The organism is Emticicia aquatilis (genome assembly GCF_014644295.1).
Classification (GTDB): Bacteria; Bacteroidota; Bacteroidia; order Cytophagales; family Spirosomataceae; genus Emticicia; species Emticicia aquatilis.
In genome coordinates this window covers 1-17,185 of the sequence record NZ_BMKK01000002.1, presented here as the reverse complement: position 1 = coordinate 17,185, position 17,185 = coordinate 1, and the positions used below count along the sequence as shown (strand labels likewise).

At 38.3% G+C, this 17,185-nt stretch carries 15 protein-coding genes; 1 reads left to right on the top strand and 14 read right to left on the bottom strand.

Going from position 1 to position 17,185, the window contains the following annotated elements; all coding sequences use genetic code 11:
• Window positions 1–85 precede the first annotated feature (85 nt).
• Together IEX65_RS04255 and nuoL are read right to left on the bottom strand one after the other, a co-directional pair.
• Complete coding sequence (locus IEX65_RS04255) at window positions 86–1,663, bottom strand: complex I subunit 4 family protein (RefSeq protein WP_188764791.1); 1,578 nt, start codon at window positions 1,661–1,663, stop codon at window positions 86–88.
• Between the two features lie 112 nt (window positions 1,664–1,775).
• A complete protein-coding gene (gene nuoL, locus IEX65_RS04250) occupies window positions 1,776–3,851 on the bottom strand; it encodes an NADH-quinone oxidoreductase subunit L (protein WP_188764790.1) in 2,076 nt (691 codons plus the stop codon).
• 156 nt (window positions 3,852–4,007) lie between these two features.
• Here nuoL and IEX65_RS04245 point away from each other — a divergent pair, with 156 nt between their 5' ends.
• Entirely contained in the window at window positions 4,008–4,376 is a 369-nt protein-coding gene (locus IEX65_RS04245) for a VOC family protein (protein ID WP_188764789.1), read from the top strand.
• Between the two features lies 1 nt (window position 4,377).
• Here IEX65_RS04245 and IEX65_RS04240 read toward each other — a convergent pair whose 3' ends face one another.
• The 12 genes from IEX65_RS04240 to IEX65_RS04185 all read right to left on the bottom strand — a co-directional run bounded on the left by IEX65_RS04240 (window position 4,378) and on the right by IEX65_RS04185 (window position 17,090).
• Window positions 4,378–5,442: a formylglycine-generating enzyme family protein gene (locus IEX65_RS04240; RefSeq protein WP_188764788.1), complete on the bottom strand. Its 1,065-nt coding sequence runs from the start codon at window positions 5,440–5,442 to the stop codon at window positions 4,378–4,380.
• A gap of 38 nt (window positions 5,443–5,480) precedes the next feature.
• Complete coding sequence (locus IEX65_RS04235) at window positions 5,481–6,047, bottom strand: imm11 family protein (RefSeq protein WP_188764787.1); 567 nt, start codon at window positions 6,045–6,047, stop codon at window positions 5,481–5,483.
• 23 nt (window positions 6,048–6,070) lie between these two features.
• Window positions 6,071–7,942, bottom strand: coding sequence for a putative porin (locus IEX65_RS04230; protein ID WP_188764786.1), 1,872 nt, complete (start codon window positions 7,940–7,942; stop codon window positions 6,071–6,073).
• Window positions 7,943–8,123: 181 nt separating this feature from the next.
• Entirely contained in the window at window positions 8,124–9,305 is a 1,182-nt protein-coding gene (chrA, locus tag IEX65_RS04225) for a chromate efflux transporter (protein ID WP_188764785.1), read from the bottom strand.
• 113 nt (window positions 9,306–9,418) lie between these two features.
• Window positions 9,419–10,375, bottom strand: coding sequence for an isopenicillin N synthase family dioxygenase (locus IEX65_RS04220; RefSeq protein ID WP_064197855.1), 957 nt, complete (start codon window positions 10,373–10,375; stop codon window positions 9,419–9,421).
• A 125-nt stretch (window positions 10,376–10,500) separates the two neighbouring features.
• Window positions 10,501–11,664, bottom strand: coding sequence for a DUF819 family protein (locus tag IEX65_RS04215; RefSeq protein WP_188764784.1), 1,164 nt, complete (start codon window positions 11,662–11,664; stop codon window positions 10,501–10,503).
• A 76-nt stretch (window positions 11,665–11,740) separates the two neighbouring features.
• The gene (locus IEX65_RS04210; RefSeq protein WP_188764783.1) at window positions 11,741–12,559 is read right to left on the bottom strand and encodes a DUF4405 domain-containing protein; all 819 of its coding nucleotides are present in this window, start codon (window positions 12,557–12,559) and stop codon (window positions 11,741–11,743) included.
• A gap of 123 nt (window positions 12,560–12,682) precedes the next feature.
• Window positions 12,683–13,804 (bottom strand): 4-oxalomesaconate tautomerase, encoded by a 1,122-nt coding sequence (locus tag IEX65_RS04205; protein ID WP_188764782.1) that lies wholly within the window; start codon window positions 13,802–13,804, stop codon window positions 12,683–12,685.
• A gap of 5 nt (window positions 13,805–13,809) precedes the next feature.
• The gene (locus tag IEX65_RS04200) at window positions 13,810–14,592 is read right to left on the bottom strand and encodes an NAD(P)-dependent oxidoreductase (protein WP_229250514.1); all 783 of its coding nucleotides are present in this window, start codon (window positions 14,590–14,592) and stop codon (window positions 13,810–13,812) included.
• A 24-nt stretch (window positions 14,593–14,616) separates the two neighbouring features.
• On the bottom strand, window positions 14,617–15,228 hold the full coding sequence (locus IEX65_RS04195) for a 4-carboxy-4-hydroxy-2-oxoadipate aldolase/oxaloacetate decarboxylase (protein WP_188764780.1): 612 nt from the start codon (window positions 15,226–15,228) through the stop codon (window positions 14,617–14,619).
• Window positions 15,229–15,306: 78 nt separating this feature from the next.
• Entirely contained in the window at window positions 15,307–16,023 is a 717-nt protein-coding gene (locus tag IEX65_RS04190; protein WP_188764779.1) for a PIG-L deacetylase family protein, read from the bottom strand.
• Between the two features lie 113 nt (window positions 16,024–16,136).
• Window positions 16,137–17,090 (bottom strand): VOC family protein, encoded by a 954-nt coding sequence (locus tag IEX65_RS04185; protein WP_188764778.1) that lies wholly within the window; start codon window positions 17,088–17,090, stop codon window positions 16,137–16,139.
• Window positions 17,091–17,185 lie beyond the last annotated feature (95 nt).

Below are 17,185 nucleotides of genomic sequence, written 5' to 3'. Positions count from 1 at the left end.
GAACATGTCTGCTAAACCTAAGTAAATAAAGTAGCTAAAAATCAAACCACCGAAGCAGCCGAATGCTAATAGCTAACCACAAAATCTAAAACCCATTTAAAAAGGCCTTCACTGATTCACCTGAAATATCAAATATGAGACTTGGGAAAATTCCAAAAATAATTGATAAGGCTGCAAGCGAATAAAGCATGACTATTTCACGGAAATCAAGGTCTTTCATATTTTCTTCTTGGTTGCGGTTTGCCCAAAATGTTCCGAAAAACATTTTTTGTAATGTCCAAAGGAAATAACCTGCCGAAAGTACGATTCCCAGCATAGCAAGCATCGAAACCCAATCTGGTAAAATTTCTGACTGAAAACCACCCATGATTGTAAAAAACTCACCCATAAATCCTGGCAATGTTGGCAAACCTAAAGCCCCGAAAAACGCCACCGTGACTGCCAATGTAAAATAAGGCATAACACTTGACAAACCTCTGAAATTTTCGATAAGTCGGTTATGCGTTCGGTCGTAGATAACTCCAGCCACCAAAAACAACATTGCCGAAACCAATCCATGACCAAACATTTGATAAATTGCTCCATTTACGCCTTCAACGGTCATTGAAGCCAATCCTAAAAGCACAAATCCCATGTGAGAGATGGACGAATAGGCAATCATTTTCTTCAAATCTTCTTGAGCAAGGGCATTATAAGCACCATAAATAATTGAAATGACACCCGCCCCCGCTACTATATAAGTAAACTGATAAGCAATATCGGGGAAAAATCCATAAGCAATACGAATGAAACCATACGCACCTACTTTCAATAAAATACCTGCCAAAACCACCGAAACTGGCGTTGGGGCTTCGACGTGAGCATCGGGTAACCACGTATGAAAAGGTACTGAAGGCAATTTTATTCCAAAACCAACAATTAATAAGACAAAAGCAAAATATCGGGCTGATACGCCAAAAATCATCTGTTTTTCGATTGGGTGCAGAAGACTATGAGGAATATAATTTTTAAAGTCAGTCAGTTGTCTAAAATCGAAGGTATGAACAGTACCGCCCATTTCTTGCGAGAAAAATGAATCTTGCACCGACATTGACAGCCCAATCATCACAATAAGAATGAAGATTGAGCCAACCAATGTGTAAATAAAGAATTTAATAGCAGCATATTCTCGACGTTCGCCTCCCCAAATTCCGATTAGGAAATACATTGGAAGCAACATAAACTCGAAAAATAAAAAGAATAAGAAGAAATCAAGGGCGGCAAAACAACCGATGACACTTCCCGAAAGTAATAAATAAAGCGAATGATAGGCTTTTTGGCGGTATTCAATAGTAAATGAAGCAATCGAACCAATGAGCAAGACAATTCCCGAAAGTAAAACCATTGGCATATTTATTCCATCGACTCCCAAAAAGTAGTCAATCGAAAGCACTCCGAGGTTTCCGAGACTCATACGAATCCATTCGTGCTGCTCAACAAATTGATAATCTGACAATTGTCTATCAAAATTATTATAGAGCGTAAAAATATTGAGCAAATTAATGACACTCACTATCAGCGAAATCCATCGAAATGAATCTCGGTAAGTGCTTGGCAACAACAACACCATCACCGAACCAGCAAGTGGCAGAAAAATGAGTGTTGAAAGTAAAAAATTATTCATAATTTTTAGTCAATAGTCGATAGTCCACTGACCACAGACATTTTATTTATTAAATATCTTTTCTCCACTTTTCCACTTAAAATCAGTTGTTTTAAAGTGTTTGATGGACTTTTTATTTTATTATCAAAAGAATCATCATCAAAACCAAACAAACAAAAATCGTAATGATATATGTTTGGGCTTTACCATTCTGAATCTGACGAGTATATGAGCCGATTTTTGCCGTCGTGTTGGCAACCAAACCCACAAAGCTATCAATGATACTTCTTTCAACCCAATAATTCAATGAAGCCCAAGCGATTGTCAGACTACCAACCGAATTTACTGCTCCATCAATTATCTTTCTATCAAAAAGATTGATTTTTGGGCTTATCCAAAGCAATGGTTTTACGAATATAGTTTGGTACAACTCACTCAAATAATAGTTTTTGAATATAAACTTGGCAATCATTCCCCTTGGCTCAAGCTCCTCATTATCAAGTCGATAACTTTCTTCTTTCGTAAAAATATAACCTAAAAGTACGCCATTAAGTGCCACTAAAATAGCAATGTATGCAACCCACTGATAGCTTGTAGCTTCATGATGGAAAGTATGAAAAAACCAACTGCTTTCGGCCGAAAAAGGGTTCAAAGCAAACACAAACCCTATGGAAGCGATAGCCATAACGATTGATGAAAGCTCCATTGGGCCAATGTCCGATAAGAAATCAAGTAAATCACCTTCTTCTGCATGTCTGATTTCTGCTTGTTGGCGTTCCTCATCATCTTCCACATTTACGATTCCTTCGATACGTTTCGCCACATTTTTATAGAGACTTTTTGCACTTGATGAAATCAGTTCGAGTGGATTATCTTCTCGTTCTAAAAACACCAAAAATACTTGTCGCATCATGTAATATGCACTCATACCCGAAACTACCAAACACACCGCAGGGATAATAAAGTATGCTTGCTTTGGTTGGCGTGATGCCCACTCAAAAGCCGCAACAACGATAGCATCTTTTGATAAAAATCCAGAGAAAAACGGAATCCCTGCCAATGCTGCGGCACAAATCGTGTAAGTATAATAAATGATAGGAATTTCTCGGCGGAGGTTACCCATTTTACGCATATCTTGCTCGTGGTGCATGTGGTGAATCACCGCTCCTGCTGACAAAAACAAACCTGCTTTAAAAAATGCGTGGGTAACTAAGTGAAAAAGTGCGGTATTAACTGCTCCAACTCCGATTCCGACCACCATTAAACCTAATTGAGAAATAGTAGAAAAGGCCAAAAGTTTTTTAATATCATATTGAACAAGTGCCGAACACGCTCCGAAAAACATAGTAAGCATACCCACAACGGCCATCACGAGAAGTGTATTTGGCGATAGAATTGGTTCGATTCTGGCCATCAGAAAAATACCTGCAGCAACCATCGTGGCAGCATGAATCAATGCCGAAACTGGCGTTGGGCCTTCCATCGCATCGGGTAGCCATACTTGCAAAGGTAACTGAGCAGATTTGGCGACACATCCACAAAAAAGCAATAAGCCAATGGTTGTAATTATCGGGCTATTTAATGAGGCAGCCGACATTACCTGTGCTTTATTGACGATTGTTGTCACATCGAGCGTACCAAAATATCTGTAAACCAATAATATTCCGATAAAAAAGCCAATATCACCAATTCTGTTCACCAAAAATGCTTTCATAGCAGCATTGGTGGCTGATTTTTTCTCGTACCAAAAACCGACCAGCAAATACGAACACAAGCCCACTAATTCCCAAAACATAAAAATCATCAAGAGATTTCCCGAAATCACAATGCCAATCATGGCTAAAATGAAAAGATTGAGATAGGCATAATATCGACCAAAACTTGGGTCGCCTTGCATGTATTTGAGAGAAAAGACCTGTACCCAAAGTGCTATAAATTGCACCAAAAAGTACATCAAATACGTGAGGTCATTGAGCAGAATATCAATCGTGAAGAGTTTATCGCTGATATAAAACCAATTGTACGAGATAACATCACCCGAAATATCACTCAAGCGAATACCCATCGAGAAAAGTACACCAATAAAATTTATGAGTATTGAAAGTAAACCAATGGATTGCTCACTCAGTTGATTTCGTTTGTACAACAAAAACGAAAAACCGAATAAATAAAACAATATATTGATTAAAATGACTAATTCAGCAGACATCCAATAATGGTCTTTTTTTGCAAATATCCGACCTTATAAGCGATAATGCAAAAATGAAGCCGAATTTTATATAAGAAAAACACACGAAAGCGATTTATGTTTTAGTAAAAAATGATAAGTTTGTGACATAATCTCTATTTAACCTACCATAATAGTATGAAAAAGCCCTTTTTAGGATTACGCACCACTATCTACAGAGTTTCAGATATTACTGAAGCAAAAAATTGGTATAGCGATGTTTTAGGCTTCGAGCCTTATTTCGATGAACCCTTTTATGTGGGTTATAATGTAGCTGGCTACGAACTTGGCCTACAACCCGATGAAAAAAATGAAGCAAAAACTGACGGAGTAATTACGTATTGGGGCGTTGAAAACGTTGAAGAAAAGTACAATGAATTACTGGTAGCAGGGGCTACAACTTTTGAAGCTCCTACCGAAGTTGGCGGAGGAATAATTGTGGCAGCAGTAAAAGACCCTTGGGATAATGTTTTTGGTATTATTTACAACCCACATTTTAGTTTGTAGGCTATTTCACACATCGAAAACCTACGTGCATTAACGAAGTTTCGGGCGAAGTAAAAGAGCGTCCCGAAACTCGATACCCATGACACCAGCCTGGTTCACAGAGAAATGAGCCACCTTTTTCTACTTTTTCAAGCGTATCGGTTGACATTAATCCGTTGGCAATATCGGCATAATTGATTTTCCAGTTATCGCACCACTGCCAAACATTGCCTGTCATATCCGTCAGGCCAAGTGGCGTTTTTCCAAAATGCCCAACGGGCGATGTGTAGAAAAAGCCATCGGTGTTTTTATTATAATTAGGAAAAACTCCATTCCAAGTATTCGCCAATGCTTTCCCATCTTTCTCTAAATCGTTTCCGAATGGATAAATTGTTCGGTCGTTTTTGGCATTTCGAGCGGCGTGTTCCCATTCTATCTCTGAGGGTAGTCTTTTGCCAGCCCATTTTGCGTAAGCAGCGGCATCATACCAAGAAACTTGTGTAACTGGATGATTATCAGGTGCTTTAGATTGGTCTTTTCCGAGCGGATATTCCCAGTTAGCTCCTTTTTTCAGCGTCCAACCTTTAGTATCTTTATCAAAAAAACCTCCATCACCAAAGTTTTCGGCGTAGGTTTTATAGTTGGTTGCTTTTATAAATTCACGAAACTGAGCTACAGTTACGGGCGAAATATCCATAAAAAATGGTTTTACCTCTGCCCAAAACATGGGCCTTTCAAAATCCATTCCATCAGTTGTACCGATTTGTGTATATCCGCCTGGCACATAAACCATTCCTGCGGGAATGACTAAATCTTTAGGTATTTCTTGCTTCGGAAAGTTTTTGGGAGCTTCTTTTAAGATTTTTATAGTTGGAGAGAAATCAAAAGAGGTTTGTTCTGCTTTTTTTTCAGAATTACAGGAGAAAAGGATGATTGATATAAAAAAATATACCTTAATGAAATGTCGTATGTTAGATAAAATTATATATATTTCTTGTACAATTTCTCTATTGCCAATTACTTGTCTTGACTTTGGAGTGTAAACGTGAAACTTCTCTAAGTTTTTTTGTAATGAGTTTATTTCCATTTTTTAGCTTTGCTGCTATTCTAAATATAAACATAAATTTAGTCTAAACAAGAAACACACTTATAGTCTATTCCGGTAATTTTATATTTCTTAAATTTTTTCATTATATCTTCACTAATAATTAGTGCAATTTCATAGTTTTCAATTCTGAATATGTTTGAAGATTCGGTTTTATTACCATCAACTATGAGTTTTTGAAATACCTTGTAAGTACCAGCCAAATCTGGTCTTATTTTATTATTTTCTTCCCACAATAAAAAGTCGGATAAATCACTATCCACTGCATCAATATATTTCTTTATCACAAGTATATAGAAATTTTCTTTACTCTTTTTTATGTTTATTGGTATAAAAAACACTTCCTCATCGTCCAAAATACTTTTTATGCGTTCGCTAACGATTGGCACATCAAATGCACTAAAAGTAAAATCTAATGCTTCACCATTTTCTATTATATCCATTACCAACTTTTGGTTGGAATCTAATTTTGAATTCTTTATAGAAATGTAATTCCATATATTTACTTTTTTAGATGAATAAACTTCACCTAAAAACCATCTGTTTCTAATATTTAATTTATCCAGTAATCTATAATATTTCATCATCCAAATGAAAGGATTGTAAAATTTCAATCAAAAAGTGGCCAATTCACTCCCAAAAAGAAAGTACGTCTCAAACCTGGATAAGTTGAACTTACGTAATATCCATTACTCGGAAAACCTTGATTGACATGAGCAAATTTAAAGAAAAGTCTGACTTTATTAATTTTTAGGTCAGCAAAAACATCAGCCACTGGAGTTCCCCAAACTTTTTGTTGGTCTTGCAAAAAGAACTGACGAGTAAGTGGCATAAAATTATTGGCAAAATAGGCCGAACGATAATATATTTCAACGCCTGCATTGATACGCAGCACTTTTGCGTATATAAACTCGTAAGAAATCGTTGTATTATTAGCAAATTTTGGCGTCGGAAGTCGATTTTCGGCTGTATTAGCTGTGTAATATGATTGATTGGCAATCAATAATCTTTTCCAACGATATTCTACACCAAGCCCTACCCTAAAAATATTAATAGCCGATGAATCTTGTCTTACTTGAGCCTTTGTGTCGTAATAAATAAAGTTGGTAATAAGTGAATTATAAGCACTTGGAGAAAGTACAAAATTGCCCTTTTGCAAACTTGTAGAAGCATAAAGGTTAGTTGTAAAGGTTTTTGCCAGCGTTTTTTTCCAATCGTAGGCAATACTTGTAAACTTCTCATCTAAGATATTTGGTGGCACTCTCAAAATCGAAACTCCCGCCTTTATTCGAGGGCTTAAATATTCAGCTTGAAGTCTCAGATTTCCTAACGTATTGACCGCACCAAGTTCAGCTTCTGCATATACCCTTCTGACACTATCAGGAAAGAAATAATTTGCCCATCCGCCAACGAGCGTTTCAGTATTTATCCTATTTGGCAAATAATTTCCTGAATCAGACCTCATCGTGTAAAAACGCTGACGTATGTATAATCTATAAGCAAAACCTTTATAGATACCTTTAATTCCGAACTTATTTTCGAGTAGATTATAGCGTAAGTCCATCGAAAGGGTATCCTTAACACTCTTCGGAATAACTTGATAAAATCCTGCTTTTTCAGATGAATCAGCTCCGAATTTCACATCAGTAAATAAATCTCGGCGTTTCTGATAATCTAAAATATGATATACCTGAAAACCATTCGTGAGTTTGTATTGATGATAAACATGTAATTCGTTTCGCCAATCTCTCGAAGCCGCCCCAGTAAGTTTTGAAAGGAAATCACGGTAATTTCCTAAACTACTTTCCGCCACAAAGGTGCTGCTATCACTCAATGGTTGAATCCCTCCCTGCTCAAGAGGAGCATGATTGAAGTGATTATAACTTCCCAAAATGATATACTTACCGTTTTCCGACTCATAATTTGAATGTAGCATCACCGCCCAACTATCCACCATACGTTCTTCACGGGTTTGTGGGGCTCCGTATTGTTTTGATGAAGATAAGCGTCTTACATCAAGCGTGGCGTTGAGTCGAGGTTTTATATTTTGTGAATGCGTAAAGTGCATGATACCAGTTCCTCCACCCGACTGCACATAATTGACATTCGTGTAAGGCGATTTTGTATTAAAATAAGTAGTTTTTCGCACATCAAAGGCATACGCTCCGTAAGTTGTATAGCCTAAATTTTTAGCAATATCGGTGGTTGGTATGAAAAATAGTGGCTTTATTGCCGTTCCGACATTTCCTAAATCTTGATAAAGAAGCCCACTGCGAAGATTAAAATCAAATAGATGGAAGTTTGTAAGCGTGGTATCTGGATTATAAAAAGTCTTGCGGTTATTTAAAATATCGTCTTCGAGGATATATTTGACGGTCTTGGTACTGTAAACTTGCTTGGTAGAATCATCAAGAATTTGGGCAAACGAAAACCCACAAACCAGTGACAATAAAAATGTTATAAATATATGTTTTTTGTTCATCTAAATATTCAAAAGCTAAAATAGCGGTATATTACGAACGAATCGAGAGATTCGTTCCACAAATTATAACGCAATTTACGGCAAATCTTTGAAAGGAGGGTGAAGAAAAGATTGTTAATTGTTGTTAAAGATAATGTGGTGGCGATAAATGATATTGATTTAGGGTACTTATAAAGCCTTTTCAAATTATCACCCAGCCCAAAAACAAACCGATGAAAATGATAATGTAAGTTGGAACGAGTCGGGTTTGTAGAAGAATAAGCGTAAGAATAATTGTCAAATCAGCCACTAAATCAAAGGCCATTGGTCGGTAAAGCGATAAGGCCGCTGCTGCTGTCAGACCAGTACTGGCGGCATTGATACCTTCGAGTGAAGCTCTGATTCCACGGTATTTTTTGAGTTCATTCCAAAATCGTATCACAAAGAAGATGAGAAATGTGCCAGGTAGAAAAATACCGACTGAAGCAACAATACTTCCCAAAACTTCGCCACTCGTCCCCCACTCCCGCATAGATAAAGCTCCAACAAAAGCCGAAATCGAAAAGACAGGGCCTGGGGCAACTTCTACGATTGCAACGCCCGACAAAAACTCATCAGCAGATAAATAATGCTTAAACTCAACAAATTCATTATAGAGAAGTGGCTTCAAAATATGCCCTCCACCAAAGGCTAAACTGCCATTTCGATAAAAATTCTCAAAAAGTCTGACGGGTAAATTATTAGTAATTTTACCTAAAACCACCGAAAACATAAACACACCCAACCAAAGAAAGAAATTCGACCATTCGACTTTGATTGGCTGTTTTTCCATTTTTTCTTGCTCACCAAACTTAAATGAGGTGGCTAAACCTCCCAACAAAATCCAGATTGGTGTAATGTACGGTGAAGGGAATACGAAAGCAGCAATGGCAGCCAAAAGCATCAAAAAAATACTCGTTTTGGTTTTGATTACTTTCACTCCAATCGAAAAAGCAGCAAAAATAATAAACGCCACTCCCATCGGTTTGATGAATCGAGTGAGGTTTGTGAGTTGGTCTTTTTCTACATAAGTAACTCCCAAAGCAGCCAAAGTCATAAGCAAAGTTCCTGGAAGTATCCAAACCAGAAGCGTAAGATAGGCTAAACTTGCACCACCCAATCGAAAACCTATGGCCGTGATGGTTTGGGTTGAAGTTGGGCCTGGTAAAACTTGACACAGAGCTTGGAGTTCGAGAATTTCGGCTTCGGTGATGTAGTTGTGTTTTTTTACGAGTCTGTCTAAAAACATCGTCAAGTGTACTTGCGGACCACCAAAACAGGTGAGAGCAAGTATCAGTACGTCTTTCAAGAAAATGATATAACGAATCTGACGAGTTTTAGCCATATTTGGGGAAAATGTTTTTACCACTAAGAAATAAAAGATACACTAAGCTACACCAAGAAAATGCTTAGTGTAACTTAGTGTGCTTAGTGCCTAAGTGGTGAAATTTTAAATTCTTATTTCTTAAACCCTAATTCACGCAAACGCTCAGCCAAAAACTCACCCGCCGTCATGTTTTCGTAGCGGCGTGGATTTTCGGCATCAATGCAAGATTCCAAGCAAGTCAAATCCATATCGCCACGTGGGTGCATGAAGAATGGAATTGAGAAGCGTGAAGTCTTCATTTTTTCACGTGGTGGATTTACCACTCGGTGAATCGTTGATTTTAGTTTATGATTGGTCAAACGGTCGAGCATATCGCCTACATTGATAACAATTTGTTCTGGCAATGCCGTTACAGCAATCCACTTTCCATCCAAACGCAAAACTTCTAAACCATCGGCCGAAGCTCCCATCAAAAGTGTAATCAAATTAATATCTCCGTGAGCGGCCGCACGCACAGCACCTTCGGGCAAAGCATCAGGGTTTTCGATAGGAAAATAGTGCAATGCACGCAAAATACTATCTCCATTACGTACTTTTTCCTCGAAGAAATCTTCCGAAAGACCTAAGTATAAGGCAATTGCACGCAAAAGTGTTTTACCTGTATTTTCAAAAGTCTTATAAACTTCGGTTGTATATTGCTCAAATTCGGGTACTTCAGCAGGGAAAATATTTGATGGCATATTTCCCTCAACCACTGGCTGACCAACGTGATAAAATTCTTTCAAATCGGGTTTTGTAAAACCTTTAGCGGTTTCTTTTCCTTTTCCTACATAACCACGCTGACCAAGTAGTTCGGGAAACTCATATTTGGTTTTGTTTTCGTCGGGTTGATAGAAAAACTTCTGCACCGCAGCGTAGAGTTTTTCACGAAGTTCGTCAGAAAGTCCATGATTTTTTATAGCTACAAAACCAATCGTATTAAAAGCAGCACCGAGGTCCTGAACGAATTTATTTTTACGAGCGTCATCGCCAGAGGTAAAGTCCGCCAAATCAAGCGACGGAATTGAATCAAGAAGTGTTTGTTCCATAAGATGAAGATTTTTTGGCAAAAGTAAGGAAAATCATTGATTGTGTGAAATGAGAAATATCACAAACGCTTTTAATAGATTTTCCGCTACCTATATACTTTACTGATAGTGACTAAGTTTTTTATTCAAAACCAACCCGAATTTCTCAATATTTCTGCAATTAATATTCCCCAATAAGTTCCGGTTGCATTACCTAATGCTCCGACTAAAATTCCAGGCAAGGTAAGGTCGGTTCGATTAAGGCTTCTCGAAAGTGCCATTGCCGAAGCAGAGCCGCCTACATTGGCTTGTGAGGCAATCGAAACGATGTCCCAGTCTTGCTTGAATAATGCTCCCAAACCATAAATGATAAGCCCATGAACAGTAACCAAAATCGTCACGAATACCAATAAAACAATGGCTAAAGCTCCATCTTTGAGCAATGCTGGCACATCACAATACGCCCCGATTACTGCCAAAAACAAATAAACACCCAATAAACCAAGCAATTTATGCCCTTTCAGACGATTGACAGCAGGAATTTGTGCCAAAACCAAGGCAATAGTTGTTAGCCACAAAATAGTTGGAATTTGTGGAATCTGACTACTCAACCAAGTTGAAAGTTGAATTCCGACCAAACTGATTGCAATCAAAAAAGCCAAATCAAATGGACGTACACTTTCAATATCGGAAGTATAATGGTGCGTTTCGGCTTGTGTTTCTTCCGTTACTTCCATTAATGCTTTTCTCGGAAATTTCTTATTCAAAATCTGCGGCAAAGCCAGTGTGGCAATTACCCAAAGAGCAGTGATGATATTATCGGCAACGGTAGCGGCCGAAAAAAGACTTCCTTGCTGAGAAACACCATAGTGCAAAGCAACGGCATTGAAATTGATACTTCCACCGATGTATGTACCTGTGTACATTCCCCCAATTGCGTAAAACATTTCACCGATATGAGATTTACCACTAACCAACCACATAGCTACCAAAGCACCAATCATGGTGGCAAATGAGCCAATCAGAAACATCGTGAGCATTGGTTTTCCAGCTTTTTTGAGGCTACTGAGATTGACGTTGAGCAACATCAAGAAAATAGAAAGTGGAGCGATATAAGCAAAAATCCCATCGTAAAGAGGCGTAGCGGGAGTAGATGCGGGGATGATTCCCAGATTTGCAACGATAGCTGTCAAGATTATTACCATCAGTCCCGTACCGACGTGTTGGAAAAACGGTTTCTGACAGAGCCATTCTGAAATTACAATATTCAGGCATAAAATGGCCAAAATCGAAAGTGTATCGCTGAACATGAGATGGCTTTGGGTTTAAATAAAAGAATTGAGACACAAGAAAACACTTATGTCTCAATTCTCATATTTTTATTGATTATATTTCAACTAAAGCACTCTTAATCAAAGTATTGTCTTTTGATTTTAGCTTAAATACATCGCCATTTGCTTTACTAACTGGGGCTTCGTAAAGCTCAACTTTATCTTTACTTTTTACTTCAAGAATTACAAAAAACTGACCTTTTGCTAAGGTATTAGTTTTCAGTACGAAATTATCATGAGGGGTTTCTCTATCAAAATTAGGCGTTTTAGTTTTTGCTTTGCCTGACCAAGTGCTGAGTGTTTCAGCTTTGAAATCGGCAATATCAAAATGTCCTTCTCGGGCTTCTTCTTCATCGGCTGGCATGGCGGCAGTTTTAGCAGGAACAAACAAATTCTCTACAAAATTATGAGCAGAATCTTCGACCCAAACTGCCACTACTGGAAGCTCAGTTTCTTTATTTTTCTGAATCATGATACTCAACGGAGTTCCTTGAGTTTCTTTATTCGTAATTACTTCATTGAAAGTAAGTTGCTCTGGTCTTGGTGGTCTTTTTGCTGCAAAAACTCTTCCTGCTTCGGCAACTGGCTCTAATAATTCGGTTGCGGCAGCTGCTAAAATTACGACGAAGGCAATTCCCGAAATGATTAATTCTTTTTGGATTTTTCCACTCTTGCGTTCTTTTGAATAACCAGTAATCGAAGACCAGTTATTGATGATGTGAAAAATAGCAAAGCCTACGAAAATCAACCCAAAAATTGTGTGGGTCATTTCGACGGCATGGGCTTTTTGCTTGACGTACAATAAAATACCAGTGATTGATAGTGCTAAAAATGCAAAGGCAACAGAAAGACTGATAAGATTTTTTTTCTTCATTTAGGTAAGATATTTTTGGTTATTTTTTATAAATGTAATAGAATTAGATGAATCCAAAAACCTCAATCGACTATCGGGGTGCTTTTTTAGACAAAACAAATAGAACAACCTATAAATGAGGCTTCAATCAGGAATATACACCTCGCCCCTACTCAAAATACGAGCCGTGCGAATAACACCTGATTTAAGAATTTGTATATTAGTTGTTGGTGATTGGTTACTGGTTATGGGTAATGTATATTCTAAGTTAACAGTAAATTCGCCCGAAGGATGCTCGATGGATAATGTTGAATGTTGAATTGTTAATGGTGAATGATTTTTATCCAAAAAAATGTTTTCATCAAGCATTAACCATTTATCATTTAACATTAAAAAAGCTGTGGCCACCGAAACCGCTGCCAATACCCCAATAGCTTCATGCACAACGTGCGGAATAAACATTCTGGTATTAATGGCTCCGCCATTTTCGGGTGGAGAGACTAAGCACATTTTTGGAATTGTTTGGTCTTTTACATCGCCCAAATTCATTAAGTATCCAGCTTTGAGTCTTATTTGCTCAATTTTTTGTCGGAGTAGCTCATTGGCTTCCAAAGTTTCTTTACTTTCATTGCCCACAAGTCCAAAATCAGATGCTCGCATAATGACGATAGGCATTCCGTTGTCGATGCAAGTAACTTCGATTCCTTCGATGATATCTGTTGCATTACCTGTTGGAAGTAATGCTCCACAAGTTGAGCCAACAGTATCTAAATAATTACAAATAATTGGAGCGGCAGTGCCAACTACGCCATCAACTTTGGCATCGCCTTTATTTTCGATAATTCCATGAGGTGTTTGCACAACCACTTCACAAATTCCGCCAGTATTCATAATATTTATTTTGGCAGAAGTTGATGGATGTTTAGCTTCAATCATACCCGTTTCGATAGCAAAATGCACAATTCCTGCTAAAATATTCCCACAAGTTTGGGTAGTAGAAACCTTACCTTTACCAACCACTACTTGAACAAAATGATAATCTAAATCAGCAGAAGGATTTTCTGATTTGCTGATAATTGCTACTTTACTTGTCAGGGAAGTTGCACCGCCCAAACCGTCAATTTGTCGAGGGTCGCCTTCGGTTGTGCCTTCCATTGCCAAAAGTAAAATTTTGTTTCTTTCGACTTCATCTTTTGGTAAATCATCAGCCTTGAAATATAAGCCTTTTGATGAACCACCACGAATTTGGTAAAATGGAATTTTCATAAAATTCACTTTAATTCACTTAATTTTTCTAAGTTATTTCTCGTGCCTTTGGTTACAATCGGCTCAATACCTTTGGCTTCGAGCATTTCAATTACTGCCTCCATTTCTTGCATTCTACGAATAGCATGAGTACGGCTTCCCTCCACAAAACGGTCAATCAACTCATCATTTCCACCAATCAATGAACTAATTTGTCCTCTAATATAACTTTCCATACCAAAGGCTTCTCCTGCTTCCATCGCTTCGCACACTACGGCAGCAATGCCTTTATAGACAATCGAACGAAGCAGTTTTCGGGTAGCAGCATCGCCAATTTGACTATTTTCTAAAATCTTTAAGTCGAGATTTAAAGGTTTTACTTTTTCAAAAAATTCAGCAGCAAATTCACCAGAAGCCAATAATGGCGTAAGAATCCCTTTGGGTGGAACGGGAGCCATAATTGCCAAATCAATCACTTTGACACCCGAAGGCTTTAAGACTTCAGCAATTTTTATCTTCTTTTCTGGCCCAGAAGTATTCATTTCGCAGAAAAACTGATTAGCTGTTAAAACACTCGCTAATTCTTCTGCAATTTGTATCGAAACCGATGAAAGATTTGCACTGAAAATAATATCAACTCCTTTAACAGCTTCGACATTACTATTTTTTACTTTAATTGAATTATCTAATTTTCTAATCGGATTGGGGTCGTAGCCAGTCACTTCAGCACCCAATTTCACTAAATCATTAGCAAAGTAAGAGCCAGCCTCGCCAAGACCCAGTATTGCTATTTTTAATTTATCATTCATCATTAAGCATTTAACATTAATGTACTACCAGCCAAATTTCTCTCTCCAACCATAAATATCAATCGAAACTCTACCTTTTCGGAGTTCGGCACGAGTGCGTTCTTCCTTAGCTTCACGAGCCATTGCTTTTTCGATTGTTTCTTCGATTTTATTTTGTGGAACAATAACCACTCCATCACGGTCACCTACCACAATATCCCCCGGATTTATCAAAACATCGCCAATAATTATAGGTTCGTTGAGCGTACCATCACCGTGATTTGAAGTACCACGAATACACAAACCTCTTGAAAAAACTGGAAAACCCATTGCTTCAATATCATCGGCATCACGCACACAAGCATCTATTACTAAGCCATTTATACCTTTTGTTTTTGCTCCGAGGCTCATCAAATCTCCCCAATATCCAGCTTCATAAAACCCAGAGGTATTGACTATCAAAACATCGCCCGCTTGAGCATAGGCGTAGGCACGGTGCAACAAAACGTTGTCTCGTGGCATAGTTTGAACTGTATAAGCAGGCCCACAAACTTTCATATCCTTGGCAATTGGCTTGATGCCAGAAGGTAAATATCCTTTATTCCCCAAAGCCTCGCAAATGGTAGCGGCTGAGAATTTAGATAATTCTTTATACATTGTTTGATGAATGGTTTATTTAGTTAGAGGTTATCAGAAAAACTAATTTTCCAATAACAAATAACCAGTAGCGAATAACTAAAATATCGAATTTGTAACTCTTGGTAAATGGCTTTGGAAAGCTTCGGCAAATTTCACCTCTTTTTTGCCCGAAATTCTGCGAGCATGATTGGCTCTTCTTCCGCCCAATTCGGTGTAATATTCTACCAAATATTTCTGAGCTCCCATACAATTCATGGCGGCAATCTTTTTATCGAAAACCGAAGAAATATCAATAAAAGTATCGGGTTTGAAATCACAAATTTCGGGTTGATGTGGCTCGAAAGAATACCAAGCAGGCGGGTCGATGCTTTTGAATGCACTTGCCACTCCTGCTCCACACGAAAGCAATCTTGCACGTTCGGTAGCTTGGTAAGCTAATGGATGGTCGGGGTTGAATGGGTCTTTTGCGGTGTGCGTAAGAATAACGGTTGGTTCAAAATCGCCAATGATTTTGGTTAATTGTGCAATTCTTTCATCAGAAATCAGCATCGGGTAATCGCCCCAATCTAAAAACATAATGGGTGTTCCGAAAATATCGGCGGCTTGTTGAGCTTGTGCTTTACGAATGATTTTTACACTTTCTTCGCTTCGATTAGGGTCTTCTTTCCAAAGTTCCCCTGATTCGCCACGCTCTCCAAAAGAAAGGCAAACCACGAGCGTTTCGGCTCCTTGTTCTACACTTTTTGCGATTGTGCCTCCGCTTCGCCAGACAAAATCGGCTGAATGAGCAGAGATGACTAATAATTTATTCATGTCTTTTATTTTTTTATCTTTACAAATCTGCCTCATTGTCTGATTGGCGTTTTATAAATGGCACGCTGATGACGCTGATGTATCATCGCTGATTTTTACGGATTTTTAAAATTCTAAATCAACTCTTCAGGCATTGGATTTCCTCTGGTATGAAAACTTTCTACGGTTTTTAGTCCCCATGCTTGGCCTTTCATTCTTTCTTCTTTATTCCAAACTACGGTTTCGTAATCGGGGTCGAGAATAAGTCGGGCTGAGGCATTGGCTACTTCAATTCTATTGCCTCCTGGTTCGTAGAGATATAAGAAAAACGTTTGCTGAATAGCGTGTTTATGAGGGCCTGTTTCTATAAAAACACCATTTTCTAAAGCAATATCGGCGGCAATCAAGATTTCTTCTCTGCTATTTGTAGCAAATGTAAGGTGGTGTAAACGACCGTTTAGACCGCTATGGTCTTCGGTTATTGCCAAATCATACGATTTATTATTGACCGAAACCCAAACACCTTTGGGGCCATCTTCAAACTCAATCCTTTCTGTATTTCGGCCACCCAAAACGCCAAATTGAAAATCGGCAAATGCCCGAATATCTTTTGCCAAAAGGTTTAAGTGGTCAATCCTACGCACATTTACCCCACGTGCTGGATACTTACTATTGGTATTTTTTAAAGCAGAACGCATATCGCCTTCGGCTTTATATTTATGGGTATCGAAATAAATTTCGCACAAATGTCCATCTGGATAACGGAAGCGATAGGCTTTTCCATAGCCACATTCGTGGTCAATCCAGCCAATGCCTAAACCTGTGGCTTCAATGGCTTTTACTCGACTTTCGAGCGATTCTCGACTTCTGGATCTCCACGCAAAATGCCCGATTCCACTGTGTTTGTGAGCGGTAAGTTTCAACGAATGATGCTCGTAATCGTCATACGCCCGAAGATATGCCGAATCGCCATCAGTTTCGGTAATGTACATGCCGAGTATTTCAGTAAAAAACCTAATACTTTCGTCGAGTTTTGGCGTAAGAAGCTCAACATGAGCCAGATGGGCGAGTTCCCAAGTGATATTCATAATTAATTATTTGGTCGTAGAGATAAGGCATGTGCCGAGCGAAGTAGGGTTATACCTGTAAAAAGCGAAACTTGATTGTGCCTGTTGGTACAATA

Coding starts and splice junctions, on each gene's coding strand:
- IEX65_RS04255 (WP_188764791.1), bottom strand. CDS start 1,663: ATGAATAATTTTTTACTTTCAACACTCATTTTTCTGCCACTTGCTGGT.
- IEX65_RS04245 (WP_188764789.1), top strand. CDS start 4,008: ATGAAAAAGCCCTTTTTAGGATTACGCACCACTATCTACAGAGTTTCA.
- IEX65_RS04240 (WP_188764788.1), bottom strand. CDS start 5,442: ATGGAAATAAACTCATTACAAAAAAACTTAGAGAAGTTTCACGTTTAC.
- IEX65_RS04200 (WP_229250514.1), bottom strand. CDS start 14,592: ATGAATGATAAATTAAAAATAGCAATACTGGGTCTTGGCGAGGCTGGC.
- IEX65_RS04185 (WP_188764778.1), bottom strand. CDS start 17,090: ATGAATATCACTTGGGAACTCGCCCATCTGGCTCATGTTGAGCTTCTT.
- IEX65_RS04205 (WP_188764782.1), bottom strand. CDS start 13,804: ATGAAAATTCCATTTTACCAAATTCGTGGTGGTTCATCAAAAGGCTTA.
- IEX65_RS04235 (WP_188764787.1), bottom strand. CDS start 6,047: ATGATGAAATATTATAGATTACTGGATAAATTAAATATTAGAAACAGA.
- IEX65_RS04210 (WP_188764783.1), bottom strand. CDS start 12,559: ATGAAGAAAAAAAATCTTATCAGTCTTTCTGTTGCCTTTGCATTTTTA.
- nuoL (WP_188764790.1), bottom strand. CDS start 3,851: ATGTCTGCTGAATTAGTCATTTTAATCAATATATTGTTTTATTTATTC.
- IEX65_RS04195 (WP_188764780.1), bottom strand. CDS start 15,228: ATGTATAAAGAATTATCTAAATTCTCAGCCGCTACCATTTGCGAGGCT.
- IEX65_RS04190 (WP_188764779.1), bottom strand. CDS start 16,023: ATGAATAAATTATTAGTCATCTCTGCTCATTCAGCCGATTTTGTCTGG.
- chrA (WP_188764785.1), bottom strand. CDS start 9,305: ATGGCTAAAACTCGTCAGATTCGTTATATCATTTTCTTGAAAGACGTA.
- IEX65_RS04220 (WP_064197855.1), bottom strand. CDS start 10,375: ATGGAACAAACACTTCTTGATTCAATTCCGTCGCTTGATTTGGCGGAC.
- IEX65_RS04215 (WP_188764784.1), bottom strand. CDS start 11,664: ATGTTCAGCGATACACTTTCGATTTTGGCCATTTTATGCCTGAATATT.
- IEX65_RS04230 (WP_188764786.1), bottom strand. CDS start 7,942: ATGAACAAAAAACATATATTTATAACATTTTTATTGTCACTGGTTTGT.